General features: G+C 67.8%; 14 protein-coding genes. 9 read left to right on the top strand and 5 right to left on the bottom strand.

The window, feature by feature from the left end:
• Positions 1 to 4: 4 nt before the first annotated feature.
• The 9 genes from VFS34_11625 to VFS34_11585 all read left to right on the top strand — a co-directional run bounded on the left by VFS34_11625 (position 5) and on the right by VFS34_11585 (position 10090).
• Positions 5 to 619, top strand: a complete 615-nt coding sequence (locus tag VFS34_11625; GenBank protein HET9795102.1) for an ATP-binding cassette domain-containing protein — start codon at positions 5 to 7, stop codon at positions 617 to 619.
• Positions 600 to 1286, top strand: coding sequence for a heme exporter protein CcmB (locus tag VFS34_11620; GenBank protein ID HET9795101.1), 687 nt, complete (start codon positions 600 to 602; stop codon positions 1284 to 1286). The genes VFS34_11625 and VFS34_11620 overlap by 20 nt, the downstream gene beginning before the upstream one ends.
• Before the next feature lie 253 nt (positions 1287 to 1539).
• Positions 1540 to 2040: a DinB family protein gene (locus VFS34_11615; protein ID HET9795100.1), complete on the top strand. Its 501-nt coding sequence runs from the start codon at positions 1540 to 1542 to the stop codon at positions 2038 to 2040.
• A 304-nt stretch (positions 2041 to 2344) separates the two neighbouring features.
• A complete protein-coding gene (locus VFS34_11610) occupies positions 2345 to 3535 on the top strand; it encodes a hypothetical protein (protein HET9795099.1) in 1191 nt (396 codons plus the stop codon).
• Positions 3536 to 3649: 114 nt separating this feature from the next.
• Entirely contained in the window at positions 3650 to 4306 is a 657-nt protein-coding gene (gene ccsA / locus VFS34_11605; GenBank protein ID HET9795098.1) for a cytochrome c biogenesis protein CcsA, read from the top strand.
• 7 nt (positions 4307 to 4313) lie between these two features.
• The gene (locus VFS34_11600) at positions 4314 to 4436 is read left to right on the top strand and encodes a CcmD family protein (GenBank protein HET9795097.1); all 123 of its coding nucleotides are present in this window, start codon (positions 4314 to 4316) and stop codon (positions 4434 to 4436) included.
• Between the two features lie 66 nt (positions 4437 to 4502).
• Positions 4503 to 4895: a cytochrome c maturation protein CcmE gene (locus VFS34_11595; GenBank protein ID HET9795096.1), complete on the top strand. Its 393-nt coding sequence runs from the start codon at positions 4503 to 4505 to the stop codon at positions 4893 to 4895.
• A gap of 43 nt (positions 4896 to 4938) precedes the next feature.
• Positions 4939 to 7257, top strand: coding sequence for a cytochrome c biogenesis protein CcsA (gene ccsA, locus VFS34_11590; GenBank protein HET9795095.1), 2319 nt, complete (start codon positions 4939 to 4941; stop codon positions 7255 to 7257).
• A 121-nt stretch (positions 7258 to 7378) separates the two neighbouring features.
• Positions 7379 to 10090, top strand: coding sequence for a protein kinase (locus VFS34_11585; GenBank protein HET9795094.1), 2712 nt, complete (start codon positions 7379 to 7381; stop codon positions 10088 to 10090).
• A gap of 44 nt (positions 10091 to 10134) precedes the next feature.
• Here the strand turns inward: VFS34_11585 and VFS34_11580 are convergent, their stop codons facing one another.
• From VFS34_11580 to lpdA, 5 genes are all read right to left on the bottom strand, one after another.
• Complete coding sequence (locus VFS34_11580; GenBank protein HET9795093.1) at positions 10135 to 11310, bottom strand: ABC transporter permease; 1176 nt, start codon at positions 11308 to 11310, stop codon at positions 10135 to 10137.
• A 2-nt stretch (positions 11311 to 11312) separates the two neighbouring features.
• A complete protein-coding gene (locus VFS34_11575) occupies positions 11313 to 12464 on the bottom strand; it encodes an ABC transporter permease (protein HET9795092.1) in 1152 nt (383 codons plus the stop codon).
• Positions 12461 to 13177, bottom strand: coding sequence for an ABC transporter ATP-binding protein (locus tag VFS34_11570; GenBank protein ID HET9795091.1), 717 nt, complete (start codon positions 13175 to 13177; stop codon positions 12461 to 12463). Before VFS34_11570 ends, VFS34_11575 begins: the two co-directional genes overlap by 4 nt.
• 1 nt (position 13178) lies before the next feature.
• Positions 13179 to 14333, bottom strand: coding sequence for an efflux RND transporter periplasmic adaptor subunit (locus VFS34_11565; protein ID HET9795090.1), 1155 nt, complete (start codon positions 14331 to 14333; stop codon positions 13179 to 13181).
• A gap of 165 nt (positions 14334 to 14498) precedes the next feature.
• A complete protein-coding gene (lpdA, locus tag VFS34_11560) occupies positions 14499 to 15944 on the bottom strand; it encodes a dihydrolipoyl dehydrogenase (protein HET9795089.1) in 1446 nt (481 codons plus the stop codon).
• Between the last annotated feature and the right edge of the window lie 122 nt (positions 15945 to 16066).

Raw genomic sequence — 16066 nt, 5'->3', positions numbered from 1 at the left:
GCGCATGCCGCGATTCGAAGCGACGAAGCTCGCGAAGGCGTTCGCCGGGCCGCCCATCTTCCGCGACGTGTCGCTCTCCGCCGAGCGCGGTCTCGTCGCCGTCACGGGGCGCAACGGCAGCGGAAAGTCCACGCTGCTCAAGATCTTCGCCGGCCTCATGCGGCCGAGCCGCGGGACGGTCGCGATCTGGAGCGACGGCGTGGAGCTCGACGACGGCGACCGGTCGCACGCGATCGGCTTCGCCTCTCCGGAGCTCGAATTCATCGACGAGCTGACCGCCGTCGAGAACCTGTCGCTCCTCTCCCGCGCCGCCGGGCGGCCGGCGGCGGCGGGCGGAATCGCCGGGATCCTCGACGCGCTCGGCCTCGCCCGCTCGGCGCACGATCGCCGCGTCGGCGAGTTCTCCTCGGGCATGAAGCAGCGAGTGCGGCTCGGCTTCTCGCTGCTTCTGGATCCGCCCGTCCTGCTGTGGGACGAGCCCTACTCGAATCTCGACACGCACGGCATCGACGCCGCCCGCACGCTCATGAACGTGCGGCGCGAGACCGGTCTCGTGATCCTCGCGACGAACGACCGGCGCGACATCGAGGACGCGGACGATGAAGTCTCCCTTTCTTAGCCAGGCGGCCGCGGTCTTCCTGCGCGACGCGCGGCGCGAGCTCCGCCGGCGCACGACGATCGCCGCGGTCCTCTTCTTCGCCGCCGCGGCGCTCATCCTGATCTCGTTCTCGCTCGCCTCGGTCGCCCTCCCCGCCGGCGACCGGGCGAAGCTGAACGCCGGCGTGCTCTGGATCCTCCTCTTCTTCTCGGCGTCCTCGGGGCTCCCCCGTTCGTTCGTCCGGGAGGAGGAGAGCGGAACGGCCCTGGCTCTTCGCAAGATCTCCGGCGGAGAGGCGGTCCTGGCGGGGAAGTTCCTCTTCAACTTCCTGCTCTTCTCGGCGATCGCCGCCGTCGCGGTGCCGCTCTTCTGCCTCCTTCAGACGTGGACGCCCGCCAACGCCGCGTCGCTCGCGATCGTCCTCGTGCTCTCGGGATGGGGCGTCTCGTTCGTCTCGACGTTCCTGTCGGCGATCGTGTCGCGCGCGGGACAGAAGGACATCCTCTTCGTCCTGACGGCGCTTCCCCTGCTGATGCCGCTCCTGCTTCCCGCCGTCGAGGCGACGGCGCGCGCCGCGGCGGATCCCTCGTTCGCCGCGATCGACCCCGTATGGAAGGTCCTGATCTCCTACGACGGGCTGGCGACCGTGGGAGGGATGGTGCTCATGCGCTTCGTCTGGGAAGGATAAGGGAGACAGCCGCGGACCATACGCGCCGTTATACGGGACGCGGAAACCCGGCCGGCAGGCTTAACGTACGCCCCGGTACGCCGCGCCCGCCGGCCCGGGTTTCCTCGCGCGTCTTCCGGCACGTCTGGCGGCGCCTGATCGAGGGCGCCACTTTCCCTTTTCATCCGCGCGTCTCAAGGCCCCGTCGTCGCCGAAGGCGAACCCTCGTCCCGCAGAGGCTGGCAGGTTTGCGTGTACTCGATATGATTCCCCCATGCCTCTTTCCGACGCCGAACGCCGCCGCCTGATCGACCGCTATGCCGAGGGGCCGCAGCGGCTGCGCGCCGCGATCGGTTCCGTTCCGGAAGAGGCGCGGAAGTGGCGGCCGGGCGAGGGAAAGTGGTCCGCGCACGAAGTCGTCTGCCACTGCGGGGACGCCGAGGTCAACGCCGCGATGCGGCTGCGCTATCTCCTCTGCGAGCCCGACCCCGTGATCCAGGCGTACGACGAAGCGAAATGGGCGAGGGATCTTCGTTACCACGACTTTCCCCTCGAACCCTCGCTCGAGTCCGTGCGCGCCGTCCGGGCGCACACGGCCGATCTGCTCCGACGCCTTCCCGCCGACGCCTGGGGCCGGACCGGACGCCACAGCGGGATGGGCGTCTGGGACGTGGACCGCTGGCTCACGATCTACTCGGAGCACGTCCACAAGCATGCCGGCCAGATCGAGCGCAACCTCGCCGCGTGGCGAGAGGCCGGCTCCCCGGCCTCCTGATCCGGGGCGGCGGTTCGCCGCCCTGTGCGAAATCCCCCGGGAGCGCGGGTTTCATCCGTTCTTCAGGATTCTCCCCGCGTTCGATTCCGTGTCACCACGGAGCTCCTTCCGACTCCATGAGAGTGGCTCAGGAAAGGAGACCGTCATGATCCGGAACTCTCGCTCGCTTCGCTCCCGCATCGCCGGCGCGCTCGCCGCCGCGCTCGGCATCGGCGCGGCCGCCCTCCTCGTCGCGGCGGCGCCGGGCCGCCCCCCGCTCGTCCTCGCCTCCGCGCACGATCCGGCGGCGGCGCACGCCGCGTCGATGTTCGCGGAAGGCCGCCGCACTTTCCGCGAGGAGACGTTCGGGGACGAAGCCTTCTGGGGGGGCGCGCTCCGCCTCCACGAGGCGATCGAAGGCGCCGCTCTCGGCGGGGTCGGGCCGGGGGTCAGTCCGAAAACGGCACTCGGGGTCGGCCTCAAGGTCGACGCCGACGCCCTCCCTTCGTCTCTGAAGGATGCGCTCCGCCACGGAAACGTGAATCTCGACGATCCGGCGACGACGGTCGCCCTCCTGCAGCTCGACTCCGTCGTCGGCGTCCACGGAACGTTCGACGGCGGCGGAAAGCTCACCGCGGTCGGGATCCAATGCGCGCTGTGCCACTCGACGGTCGACGACTCGCTCGCGCCGGGGATCGGCCGCCGGCTCGACGGATGGGCGAACCGCGACCTGAACGTGGGCGCGATCGTTTCGCTCTCCCCCGACCTTTCGCCCGTGGCTTCCGCCCTCGGAGTCGACGTGGCGACGGTGAAGCAGGTGCTCGCGGGCTGGGGCCCCGGGAAGTTCGACGCCGAACTGTTCCTCGACGGAAAAGCGGCCGGGCCCAACGGTTCCGCCGCGACGCTGATCCCGCCCGCCTTCGGCCTCGCGGGGGTGAATCTGCACACCTGGACGGGCTGGGGATCGGTCACGAACTGGAACGCGTTCGTCGCGACCCTCGAAATGCACGGCGAGGGGACGTATCTCGATCCTCGCCTCGACGACGCCGCGCAGTTCCCGCTCGCCGCGGCGAACGGCCTCGGCCACGTGCGGTCGACGCCCGATCTCGTCACGCCGAAGCTGGGTGCGCTCGAGTTCTACCAGCTCGCGATTCCCGCTCCGAAGCCGCCCGCCGGCAGCTTCGACTCCGCCGCCGCGGGACGTGGAAAGCTCGTGTTCGACGGCGCGGGGCGCTGTGCGACCTGTCACGTGCCGCCCCTGTTCACGGAGCCCGGCTGGAACCTTCACACGCCCGCCGAGATCGGAATCGACGACTTCCAGGCCAACCGCGCTCCCGACCACCGGTATCGAACCTCGCCGCTGGCGGGAGTCTGGTCTCACGCGAAGGGGGGTTATTACCACGACGGCCGCTTCCCGACGCTTCGCGACGTCGTCGATCACTACGACGGAACGTTCGCGCTCGGGCTGACCGACGCCCAGAAGGCGGATCTGGTGGAATACCTGAAGTCTCTGTGAGGGTCGGGAGCCCGATGGGGACTCTCTCGGAGCGGGCGAGGCGCGGGCCGGGCGGGATGCGGGGAGCCCCGCCCGGCTCGATCCATCGCCCGATCGCGGGTTATGATCCCGCCGATGCGCGTCCTCAAATGGCTGCTCGGCCCCTACATGCTGGCGGTCATCGTCGCCGCGTTCTTCTGGCCCCGGCCCGCGAAGGGGTTCATCGGCGAGTCGTCGCGGATCGTGTTCTTCCACGTGCCGTGCGCGTGGACGGCCACGCTCGCCTTCATCGTCGCGGCGATCGCGTCGATCGTCCATCTCGTCAAGCGGGACGTGTCCTCCGACGAATCCGCCGCGGCGGCCGTGCGGCAGGGCTTCCTCTATTCGATCCTCGCCACGGTGACGGGCTCGATCTTCGCGGACGTGATGTGGGGATCGTACTGGAACTGGGATCCGCGCGAGACTTCGATCGTGCTGCTCCTCTTCCTCTACGCCGCCTATCTCTTCCTGCGCGGAGCGATCGCGGACCCGGAGCGACGCGGGGTCTTCTGCGCGGTCTACGCCCTCTTCTCCGGGTTCGTGATGCCCTTCCTGATGTTCGTCGTGCCGCGGGTCACCGCTTCGCTCCATCCCCAGACCGTGATCAACCGTGAGGGAAAGAACCTGATGGACATGCCGACCCGGACGGTTTTCTTCGCCGCGCTCGCGGGGTTCACCGGGCTCTTCTTCTGGATGTGGGATCTCGACCGCCGGCTCGAGAGAATGAAACGCGCGCAGCGCGCGTTGGAATGAGGCTCGAATGAACGCACTGGGATTCGTCGCCGCGTGCAACGCTGTCATCTGGATAGGACTCTGGGTCTACCTCCTCCGTCTGGACGCCCGCCTGAAGGCTTCCGAGCGGCACGAGAGATCCGCCGGGTGATCCATTTGAGCAGTTTGATTCATATGAATCAGGAGGGGCGCCCCTCGCAGACAGGATGATGTCGTCATGAAGAAGGGTTACATCGTCGCCGCCGTTCTCGCCGTCGGTTTCCTGGTTCTCGGGGTCACCGCCTTCCGCTCGACCCTCACCCCCTACGTCACCTTCGATGTCGCGATGAAGACCGCCGGGTCGGTCCAGGTCATGGGCTCTCTCGAGAAGGGAAGCGAAAAGTACGACTCGACCTCGCAGGAGCTCGCGTTCTCGATCATCGACGACCACGGGCGCACGCTCCCGGTCGTCTACCGCGGCATCAAGCCCGCGAATTTCCGGGATGCCCTGTCGATCGTCGCGATCGGCCGTTATCAGTCCGGCGCGCTTCACGCCGACAAGCTCCTCGTGAAGTGCCCGTCGAAGTACCAGGGGCAGGAAGTCGAACGGCAGTACGGGGTGAAATCCTGATGCCGAACGGCGGCCGCCGCCCCGTTTCCGGAAGGGGATTCTGATGTTCTGGCCAGGCGTCGCCACCCTCTGGGCCGCGCTCTTCTGCGGGCTCGCCTCGATCTACGGCTACTACCGCGCCGACCGGGGCGCCGCCGACTACCTCCCGTTCGCGCGCCGCGCTTACGCGATGTTCGTCGCCTGCGTCGTCGCGACATCGGCGATCCTGATGGCGCTCCTCCTCAATCACCGGTTCGACGTCTCCTACGTCGCGTCGTACTCGTCGCGCGATCTCCCGCTCCACTTCCTGATCTCGACCTTCTGGGCCGGGCAGGAGGGATCGTTCCTCCTCTGGACGTTCTGGGGATCCCTCATCGGCCTCTTCGTCTGGCGGTCGGCCAAGGAGCAGGAAGCGCCCGTGATGATCGTCTACATCTCGACGTTCCTCGCTCTCGTGGCGATCCTCTGCCGGCAGTCTCCGTTCCGCCTGCTCGCGACCGTGCCGCCGGACGGCTCCGGACTGAATCCCCTCCTCCAGGACTACTGGATGGTGATCCACCCGCCGGTGATGTTCCTCGGGTTCGCCTCTCTGTCGGTCCCGTTCTCCTTCGCGATCGCCGCGCTCTGGAAGAAGCGGTGGGACGGATGGATCGTCCGCGCGCTCCCCTGGGCGCTGCTCACGTTCCTGACGCTCGGAACCGCGATCCTGATGGGCGGCTACTGGGCCTACAAGACGCTCGGCTGGGGCGGGTACTGGGGCTGGGACCCCGTCGAGAACACGTCGCTCGTGCCCTGGCTCCTCACCGTCGCGCTGGTCCACGGGATGTTCCTGCAACGATCGCGCAAGCGCCATCGCCGCGTGAATCTCTTCCTCGCGATCATCGCCTACGTCTGCATCCTGTACGGCACGTTCCTCACCCGCTCCGGCGTCCTCGCCGATTTCTCGGTCCACTCGTTCGTCGATCTCGGCATCACCGGCTGGCTCGTGGCCGATCTGATGATCTTCCTGCTCCTCGGCGCGGCGCTCATGGTCTGGCGCTGGAAGTCGATCCCGGCGGAGGAGGAGCAGACGCCCGCGCTGTCGCGGAGCGTCTTCTTCATCGTCGCGATCGCCGCGATCGTCGGCCTCGCGCTCGTGATCCTGCTCGGCACCTCCTCTCCCCTCCTGACCCGTTTCGCCGCGAAGCCCTCGCAGGTTTCGACGAACTTCTACCGGGTGACGACGAGTCCCGGCGGGTTCCTCCTCGCCCTCCTCTTCGCTCTGGTGCCCTTCGTCTCCTGGAAGGGCGAAACGGCGAAGAGCCTTTTCCTGAGCTCCCGCCGATCGCTCCTCGTCGCGGCGGCCGCGGCCGTCCTCGCGTTCCTCGCGGGGGTCCGCAACGCCGAGCCGCTCCTCTTCGTCGCGGTGACCGCGTTCGGCTTCGACATGAACCTCCGCGCCGTCATCCGGAAGACGCGCGGCGGGAAATTCGGCGGCGCGGGGGGCTATCTCGCCCACGTCGGGGTCTCGATCATGCTCGTCGGGATCGTGATCTCGGGCTTCTACGCCGTTTCCCAGCGCATCTCGCTTCCCAAGAACCAGCCGGTGCGCGTGCACGGCTACACGCTGATGTTCACGCAGGTCATCCCGCCCACCGAGAACTCGAAGCAGGCGATGGAAGTTCGCGTCGTGACCCCGAAGGGGAAGGAGTTCTGGGCCTATCCGAAGATGTACATCAACACGCGGACGAACCAGCTGATGGCGAATCCCTCGATCCGCAACAGCCCGCTCGCCGATCTCTACATCTCGCCGCAGGAATACGATCCCGGCACACCGATGAAGCTCGGCAAGCAGGTCGCGATGAAGCGCGGGCAGACCGTGCGGGTCGGCCCGGCGACGATCCGTTTCGACGACCTCCGGATGGACCAGTCCGGCGGCGCGGACGGGAAGACCGTGCTGATCGCCGCGAACCTGACCGTGACCCCCGACGGGCAGCCGGCGCAGGTCCAGTCGCTCCGCTACGTCGCCCACATGGACGGCTCGGCCCCGAACGAAGGCGAGCCGCAGGCGGTCGCCGGTTTTCCGCGCTCGTCGATGATGATCGAAAACGTCGTCCCGGTGCAGGGACAGCTGCTCCTCTCGGTGGCGGGCCTGACGCCCGACTTCGTCCCGCCGACTCCGGAGACCCTTTCCGTCGACGTCACCCGGAAGCCGCTCATCGCACTCGTGTGGGGCGGCTTCTACGTGATGATGGCCGGCGCGCTCGTCGCCTTCGTCAAGCGGGCGGGACAGGCCCGGCTCGCGGTCGCGACGTCGGGGGCGGCTTCCCCGGCCGACGTCCGCGAGCCCCGCTCGGGTTCCCGCCGGCTGCCGGCGACCGCTCACGCCAGAGCCGAGACCTAGGCCAGACCGCCGAAACCGGAATCGAGGCCCGAGTCCGTCGTCGGATCGGGCCTTTTTCTTCGCGCCCCGCCGCCCCCTTCCCGCGTCCCGCCGGGCCGAACACGGCTAATATCCGCTCCAAATGACGTCCGTCCGGCTCCGTCCCGGAGTCATGGTCGGCCCGTACCGAATCGAGGCGCTCGCCGGCGAAGGAGCGATGGGGCGCGTTTACCGCGCGACGGACGCCCGCCTCGACCGCTCCGTCGCGCTGAAGGTCCTTCCCGAAGAGCTCGTCGAGGATTCCGACCATCTCGCGCGCTTCGAGCGGGAAGCGAAGGCCGCGTCGGCGCTGAACCATCCGAACATCATCACGGTCTATGAAGTCGGCGAGCAGATCGTCTCGGCCTCGGTCGGTCCCGGCGGCGCCCGCGAGCGGAGAGTGCCCTTCATCGCGATGGAGTTCGTGGAGGGAAAGTCGCTCCGCGAGATCCTCTCGGGCGGCCCTCTCTCGATCAAGAAGACGCTCGACATCGCGGTGCAGACGGCCGAAGCGCTGATGCGGGCGCACGAAGCCGGGATCGTCCACCGGGATCTCAAGCCCGACAACCTCATGGTTCGGGCGGACGGCTACGTGAAGGTCCTCGACTTCGGCCTCGCCCGGGTGACGCAGCCGGGCCGGTCGTCGATGGCCCGCACGCTCGACGGCGAGTATTTCGTCGTCGGAACCGCTTCGTACATGTCGCCCGAGCAGGCGCGGGGGCGCCCGGTGGACGGCCGTTCCGACATCTTCTCGTTCGCGATCGTCCTCTACGAGGCGCTCGCGGGGCGGACGCCGTTCGAGGGGGAATCGGCGGTCGACGTCCTTTCGGCGATGCTCCACGACGAGCCGCGCCCGCTCGCCGACGTCGCCCCGCACGTTCCGCGGGATCTCGCGCGCACGATCGAGCGTTGCCTCTCGAAGGATCCGGAGGAGAGGTTCCAGTCGATGCGCGATCTTTCCCTCGAGCTGAAGGCGATCCGCCGGGACTTCGACAGCGGCCTGATCTCCTCCTCCGCCCGCCGGGCGATCGATCCCCCCCCGGGCTCTCGCCGGAGGCGCGGGCCGGCCATCGCCGCCGTGTCGGCGGCGGCGGCGATCGCGGCCGTGCTGGTCGTGCGCAACGCGATCGCCCCGCCCCCCGTCCGCGTGCTGCGCCTGACGACGACGGGGAACGGGTCCTCGCCGGCGATTTCCCCCGACGGAACGCGCGTCGCGTACGTCGAGGAAGGCGTTCCCCGGAAACTCCTCCTGCGAGACCTGCGCGGCTCGTCGGCGCTCGCGATCGACACGGCGGGTCTCTCCGCGGCGAACCCGGCGTTCTCGGGCGACGGGCTTTCTCTCTTCTTCGACGCCGTCGACCGCACCGGGGAGAACGCGATCTTCCGGGTGGACGTGCTCGGGGGCTCTCCGCGGAAGCTGCTCGCGGGATTTCGCCCGAACCCGTCGCGCGACGGGCGGCGGCTCGCATTCGTGCGCGATCGTCCCGGCGCGCACCCTTCCTACGACCTCTGCGTGTCCGGGGACAACGGGGAGCAGGCGCGCTGCGTGCCGGTCGCGCCCGAACCCGACTCGCTCCTCGCGTTCTCGTGGATGCCCGATTCGCGGACGCTTCGCCTCGCTCTCGGTTCGGCGCAGACGAGCCGGAGCCGCCTGGGCACGTTCGACCCCGCCTCGGGCAAGCTCGAGTTCTCCGACGATCCGCGCGACGAGGTCCCCATGATGATCAGCGGATTCGCCGTCGATCCCGCTTCGGGAGGGCTCCTCCTCACCGGAAGCCCGATCTACGGCCGGGGCGGCGAGCTCTCGAAGCTCGAGCACGGAGCGGTCCGCGCGCTCACCTCGGGCGTCTCCGACTATCGCGGTCTCTCCGTCGATGCGTCCGGAACGATCGGCGTGGCGGCGAACTATCGCGAGAATTCGAACATCGACCTCGTCCCGTTGACGGGCGACCCGGCGGCCGACACGCGCGCGGTCCGGTCCCTCACCGAAGACAACGAAGGGGACTATCGCCCGATGTGGTCTCCGGACGGCACGCGGATCGCCTTCACGTCCACACGAACGGGGTTCCGCTCGATCTGGGTGATGAACGCCGACGGGAGCGACGCCCGGGAGCTCACGCCGCTCAAAGCGGATTACGGGTGGCCGGGATGGACGCCCGACGGGCGAAGCGTCGTCTACGCGTCCAACCGGACCGGGAACCACGAGATCTATCTTCAGAGCCTCGACGGCGGACAGCCGCGGCGGCTGACGGATACGCACGTCTTCAACGGGCAGGCTTCCTTCGCGCCGGACGGCCGCGCCTTCTTCTTCGAGAGCGCGGACGCCCGGGGGAACCCGATCCTGAAGCGGGCGGACCTCGCGTCCGGGCGCGCGGAGGTGTTCGCCAACGCGGACGACGAGTTCCCCAGCGTTTCGCCGGACGGCAAGCTCGTCGCGGTGACCTCGGAACCGGAGCACGACGGAGAAGTTCCGGTCTACGTCCTGCGCGCCGCGGACGGACGCCGTCTGTTCGAGACCCGGATCTCGTCGGCCGGGCACCTCGTCACGTGGACGGCCGATTCGGGCTCGATCGTCGCCGTGATGAGGGAGAAGGGACCGCCGGTTCGACAGAACGTCTTCCGGGTTCCGGTCGACGGCTCGTCCCCCGTTCGGCTGACGGATTTCCCGGAGACGTGGCGGCTGTACGGTTCGGCGATCGATCCGTCCGGCAAGAGGCTGCTCGTCGTGCGCGTGAAGGACAACAGCGACATCGTCGCGCTAAGACCTTTGCGCGGCCCGACGCTGTGGGAGCTGCTGACCGGGCGGAAGGGATAGCGGGCGCGCGAATCGTTTCGGCTCGCCGCGGCGAGTCCGTCGGGCTAGATTTCTCTCAGCGCCGAAACGATCTTCAGGCGGGCCGCGCGAAACGCCGGGAAAAAGCCTCCGAACAGTCCCATCGCGAGCGAGAACACGACCCCGCCGACGAGAAGCGCCGGCGTCAGCGTGAAATTGAAGAGGATGTCGGAGAACGTCCGGAAGTTCTGCGTTCCCACCGGTCCGGTCAGGAAGATCTTCACGAACGCCCACGCGAAGAACGTGCCGACGACCCCGCCGATCGCCGCGAGCGCGAGCGACTCGACGACGAAGGATCCGAGCACGGACCGCCGCGAGAACCCGAGCGCTCGCAGCGTCCCGATCTCCCGGGTGCGCGCCGACACCTGCGCGTACATCGTATTCATCGCGCCGAACGAAGCGCCGACCGCCATGATGACCCCGACGAGATAGGCGAGGATCTTGATCGGCGCGGCCGTCGACATCTGCTCCTCGTAATATTTCTTCTCGGTCTTCCCCTCGAGCTTCACGCGCTGGTCCCCCTTGACGCTCGCGATGATGCGATCGCGGGCCGCGGAATCGGCGGCCCGGAGGGTGACGGAGGAGTAGCCGGGACCGCGTTTCGACTGCCCCTGGAGGTTATGCAAATCGACCCAGATCTCGGAATCGTATGGAGTGCTCGCGGCGTCGAAGATCCCCACCACCGTCCAGCGCTCGGAGCCCGCGACGAGGGTCCCGCCGATCTGTGCGTTCTCGAAACGGTCGCGGACGCTCTTCGGAACGATCGCCTCGGCGGTTCCCGCCCCGAACATCCTCCCCTCGACGACCCGGATCGCGGGGCGGACCTCGAGCGCGGCGGGGAGGACCCCGCGCACCTGGACGTTCGTCTTCTTTCCATCGCGCTTCGGGACGTTGATCAGGACCACGAGCTCCGGAGAGGCCATCGACTCGCCGCGCGCGTTCCGCTCGATTCCGGGAAGCGTGCGGAGCGTCTCGAACTGATCCGGCTGGACGAACGACTGCAGCTCCGACTGCGCGCCGGTCCGCATGACGATCACGTTCCGATCCGAGACGTTCTTCGTCAGCGTCTTCTTGATCCCCTCCGCGAGCGACATGACCAGCAGGAACACCATCACGACGAGCGCGATGACGAACACGGTCATCCCGGTCGAAACCTTCCGGACCGAGAGGTTCCGGACGTTGTACTTGAGCGGGATCGCCACGTTCAGACCACCTGCCGGAGGCCGTCGACGATCTTCACCCGGGAGGAACGGATCGCGGGAACGATCCCGGAGAGGACCCCGATCGTCACCGACGCGAGGAACGCCATCAGCAGGGTCGCGCCGGTCACCTTGAAGTTGTACGTGAACGTCGCGGCCGGGGAGTGCTTCAGCCCTTCGACGATTCCGTGCACCATCGGAAGCGACAGGAGCACGCCGACGACCCCGCCCAGGAGCGCGAGCACGACAGCCTCGAGGAGCACGATGGAGAGAACCTGGCGGCGCAGGAAGCCGAGCGCCCGCAGGACCGCGATCTCCGTGACCCGCTCGCGCGCGGACATCGCCATCGTGTTGGCGACGATGAGAACGATCACGAAGAGCACGGCGAGCGAAATCAGGCGGATGATCAGCTTGACGTTCCCGAGCATCTCGACGAACTGCAGCTGGAACTGCTGCTCCGACATCGCCTTCGTGGGCGCCGACGAGTTCTCGAACATCCGGTTGATCGCCTCGGTCACCGGCTGCACTTCCGAGGGGGAGGACGCCTTCAGGTAGAAGATCCCGGTTTGTCCGCGCGTGCCGATCCACGAGTTCTCGAGGTACTCGTTGTGGAAGAAGATGTTCGCCTCGTCCTTGGAGCGATAGACGCCCCGGAGCACGAGGTCGAGCGTCAGCGAGATGTACGTGCCGCGGATCTGGATCCGGTCGCCGAGTTTCCAGTGATACCGGTTCACGAGCTCCTGTCCCGCGATGAAGGCGTCGCGCTCGTTCTGCCACGTCTTCACCTGGTCGGCGGGGATCGCGTAGTCGTCGAAAATCTTCGGCCAGACCATGGGGTCGGTCGAGAGCTGCCCGAAGAAGTTCTCGGGCTTGTCGTCTTTCCAGATCCCGCCGAACCAGACTTCGGGAGCGACCGCGACGACGCCCGGAATCTGTTCGATGCGCTGACGGTAGCCGAGCGGCATGAAGTTCGCGAGCCCCGTGGCGTGCTGCACGACGATGCGGTTTCCGCCGGCGTTCTGGTCGTATTCCAGAGCCTTGAGCAGCGACGCGAGGATGACGATGAGCACGAGAACGAGGACGATCGATCCCATCGTCAGGAACGTGCGGGTCTTCTTCCGGAAGACGTTCTTCCAGACGAGGCGGAAGAACTTCACGGGGCCGTCCGGGCGCGTCCGGCGCTCTCGCCGGACTGCTGCTCGACGAGCACGCCCTTCTCCAGATGCACGAGGCGGTGCGCGTGCGCCGCCGCCTTCGGGTCGTGCGTGACCATCACGATCGTCTTTCCGAACTCCTTGTTGAGCCGGTTCATGAGCGTCAGCACGTCCTCGCCCGATTTCGCGTCGAGATCGCCGGTCGGCTCGTCCGCCACGAGGAGCTTCGGATCGGTGACGATCGCCCTCGCGATCGCCACGCGCTGCTCCTGTCCGCCGGAGAGCTGCCGCGGGTAGTGTTTCATCCGGTCGGCGAGTCCGACGATCGAGAGCGCCGTCTCGACGTGCTCGCGACGCTGCTTCTTCGAGAGGTGCGTCAGCAGCAGCGGCAGCTCGACGTTCTCGAACGCCGTCAGGACGGGGATCAGGTTGTAGAGCTGGAAGATGAACCCGACGGTCTCGGCGCGCCAGCGCGCGAGCTCGGTCTGCGACAGCCGTCCGATGTCGGTCCCGGCGACGATCACGCGGCCGCGCGTGGGGGAATCGATTCCCGCGATGAGGTTCAGGAGCGTCGTCTTGCCCGAGCCCGACGGTCCCATCAGTGCGACGTATTCCCCTTCCGGCACCTCGAGGACGAGGTCCTGGAGGACGGTGATCTCCTCCGCGCCGCGGCGGTAGATCTTGGTCAGGTGCTCGATCGAAATCAGCGACGCCATCTCAGTCTCCTTTGACCTTGACCTTCTCCCCGTTCCGGACGCCCGACTTCGCCGGCTCCGCGACGAGCCGTTCTCCTCCCTGGAGTCCCGAGCGGACCTCGAGCTGCCCCGAATTCTCCGCGCCGGGCTCGATCTCCCGGAAGAGCGCTCGGCCTCCCGCGACGAGATACACGCCGCTGCGCCCGTCGACGTTTGCGAGCGCGCTCTTCGGGATCGTGACGCGCGTCTTCGCCGCGGCCGTTCCGGTCGTCTTCTTCGCCGTGAAGTTCACGCGCGCCGACATCTCCGGGAGGATCTTCGCATCCGGATCTTCGAAGGCGACTTTCACCTTGACGGTCCCCTTCGAACGGTCGGCCGTCGGAATCACCTGGAGCAGGTGGCCGTGGTAGGTGTGGTCCGGATAGGCGTCGAGGACGATCTCCGCCGGCTGGTTCGGCTGCAACCGGCCCAGGTTCGACTCGTTGACGTCGGCGCCGACGTACAGCGTCGAGAAATCGACGAGCGTGACGATCGCGCCGCCGTTCGACGAGCCCTGTCCCGGCGCTCCGTACGGGGAGACGGCCTCGCCGACGTGCGCGCGTTTGGCGATCACCCGGCCGGCGAAGGGAGCGCGGATCTCGGCGTAGTCCTGCTGCGCTTCGACGTAGTGCACCTTCGCCCGCGCGGAAGCCTCGGCGGCGATCGCGGAGTCCACGGCGGACTGGGGCGTCAGGCCCTCCGAGAGCAGCGCCTTCTGGCGCTTCAATTCCGCCTGGGCGTTGACCCACGACGCCTTCGCGTCGGCGAGCTGCGCGTCGAGGTCGGTCCGATCGAGGCGGGCGAGGACCTGGCCCTTCTTCACCGTGTCGCCCTCGGTGACGTAGAGGGCGGTGACCTTCGACGTGATCTTCGGAGAGAGATCGGCTTTCGTGTCCGCCTCGACGTACCCGGTCGCCGAAAGAATCGTTTCCGCCTGCCCCTCGGTGACGACCGCGGCGGAGACGGTTTCCACGGTTCGCACCGTGAAGACGCCGCTCGCGACCACGTAGATCCCCGCGCCGATCGCGACGGCCAGGATCGCGAAGAAGATCAGCATCCCGACGGGCTTCCTCGGCTCGCGGTCGCGATGGATGCGCAGAGCCGACAGGTCGGCGGGAGCGGGTCGGTCTAGGGACATCGGATCAATCACCCCCGAACAGAGCATTTTACGTGAAAGCGACGCGACTTCCTCACCCGTCACTCCGTCGAATCGACGTCGAGGCGCGGCGAGGCACGAGCCCGGCGGGATGCGGGTTGCCGGCCGGCGGTGAGGCGTACCGAAAAACGGACGTCGAGCCCGCCCCTAAATGTGGATCGAGTGGCCGTCGGCGATCGCTTCCGCGGCCTCGTGCACCGCCTCCGACAGCGTGGGATGCGCATGGATCGTCCGGACGAGGTCTTCCGCGGTCGCTTCGAGCTTCATCGCGGCTCCCGCCTCCGCGACGAGCTCGGTCGCCGTCGGACCGATGATGTGGACGCCCAGCACCTCCCCGTATTTCCGGTCGCTCACGATCTTCACGAAGCCCTGCGTGTCGTCGAGGCAGCGGGCCTTTCCGCTCGCCGTGAAGGGGAACTTCCCGACGACGACGTCGTGCCCCCGTTCCCGCGCCTTCGCCTCCGTGAGTCCGATCGACCCGATCTCGGGATGGCAGTAGGTGCATCCCGGAATCTGGTCGTAGTTGAGGGGAAACGTCGGCGCGCCGGCGGCTGTCTCCGCGGCGACCACGCCCTCGGCCGATGCGACGTGCGCGAGCCACGGCGTCGGGACGACGTCGCCGATCGCGAACACGTTCGGCACCGACGTGCGGCAACGATCGTCGATCCTGACGTACCCGCGCTCGGTCGCGATGCCGAGCGCTTCGAGACCGAGGTTCTGCGAGAGCGGCTGGCGCCCGACGGCGACGAGGAGTTTTTCGGCCTTGATCGTCTCGGTCTTTCCCGCCGACGTCCGGGCGATCACCTCCACGCCCGCGGCGGCCTTTTCCACCTTTTCGACCTTCGTGTCCACGAAGGAGGCGATCCCCTGCTTCCGAAACGCCGAGGCGAGCTCCCGGGAGATCTCCTCGTCCTCGATCGGGACCAGGCGGGGGAGCATCTCGATGATCGTCGTCTTCGCCCCGAATCGCGAGAACATCGACGCGAATTCGACGCCCACCGCGCCCGAGCCGATCACGACGAGCGACTTCGGAACTTCGGTCAGCTCGAGAATCGAGTCCGAATCGAGCACGGTCTGGTGGTCCGTCGGGATGATCGGGAGCGCCCGCGGCTTCGACCCCGTCGCGATGACCACGAATTTCGCCCCGAGCCGCGTTTCCCCCGACTCCCCCTTCACCGAAACCGTGTGCGCGTCGAGAAGGGATCCGAACCCCGTGAGGACGTCGATCTTGTTCTTCTTCATGAGGAAGCCGATTCCGTTGCTGCTCTGCCGCACGACTTTCGCCTTGTGCTTCATCGCCGCCGAGAGCTCGAATCGGATCTCCTTCGCCACGACGCCGATGTCGCCGCCGTGGCGGGCTTCCTCGAGAACGTCGGCGGCGTGGAGGAGCGCTTTCGTCGGAATGCAGCCGCGGAGCGTGCAGACTCCCCCGAGCACCGGGTCCTTTTCGACGATGGCGGTCCTCAATCCGAGCTGCGAAGCCCGGATCGCGGCGACGTAACCGCCCGGTCCCGAGCCGATGACGACGAAATCGTACGATGCGTTGGCGCTCAAATTGATCTTCCTCCGCGGGCGCGATTCTACATGGCTCATGGCGGGAGCGAGCTCGGGGACACCGACGACGAGGCGCGGCGAGGTGCGAGCCCGACGGGATGGGAGCCGAGCCCGCCGCGTCCCGAGGCGTACCGGGGCGTACGTCGAGGGCGCGGCGGGTC

Source organism: Thermoanaerobaculia bacterium, from assembly GCA_035717485.1.
In the GTDB taxonomy this organism is placed as follows: domain Bacteria; phylum Acidobacteriota; class Thermoanaerobaculia; order UBA5066; family DATFVB01; genus DATFVB01.
Note: the sequence above shows the minus strand (reverse complement) of the source record. Positions and strands in the feature narration are given on the sequence as shown.

Bases quoted from the DNA above. Each gene is read 5' to 3' on its own strand.
- VFS34_11595 (HET9795096.1), top strand. From the start codon at position 4,503: ATGAAGAAGGGTTACATCGTCGCCGCCGTTCTCGCCGTCGGTTTCCTG.
- VFS34_11570 (HET9795091.1), bottom strand. From the start codon at position 13,177: ATGGCGTCGCTGATTTCGATCGAGCACCTGACCAAGATCTACCGCCGC.
- VFS34_11620 (HET9795101.1), top strand. From the start codon at position 600: ATGAAGTCTCCCTTTCTTAGCCAGGCGGCCGCGGTCTTCCTGCGCGAC.
- VFS34_11610 (HET9795099.1), top strand. From the start codon at position 2,345: ATGTTCGCGGAAGGCCGCCGCACTTTCCGCGAGGAGACGTTCGGGGAC.
- ccsA (HET9795095.1), top strand. From the start codon at position 4,939: ATGTTCTGGCCAGGCGTCGCCACCCTCTGGGCCGCGCTCTTCTGCGGG.
- VFS34_11615 (HET9795100.1), top strand. From the start codon at position 1,540: ATGCCTCTTTCCGACGCCGAACGCCGCCGCCTGATCGACCGCTATGCC.
- lpdA (HET9795089.1), bottom strand. From the start codon at position 15,944: ATGAGCCATGTAGAATCGCGCCCGCGGAGGAAGATCAATTTGAGCGCC.
- VFS34_11565 (HET9795090.1), bottom strand. From the start codon at position 14,333: ATGTCCCTAGACCGACCCGCTCCCGCCGACCTGTCGGCTCTGCGCATC.
- VFS34_11600 (HET9795097.1), top strand. From the start codon at position 4,314: ATGAACGCACTGGGATTCGTCGCCGCGTGCAACGCTGTCATCTGGATA.
- ccsA (HET9795098.1), top strand. From the start codon at position 3,650: ATGCGCGTCCTCAAATGGCTGCTCGGCCCCTACATGCTGGCGGTCATC.
- VFS34_11625 (HET9795102.1), top strand. From the start codon at position 5: ATGCCGCGATTCGAAGCGACGAAGCTCGCGAAGGCGTTCGCCGGGCCG.
- VFS34_11585 (HET9795094.1), top strand. From the start codon at position 7,379: ATGACGTCCGTCCGGCTCCGTCCCGGAGTCATGGTCGGCCCGTACCGA.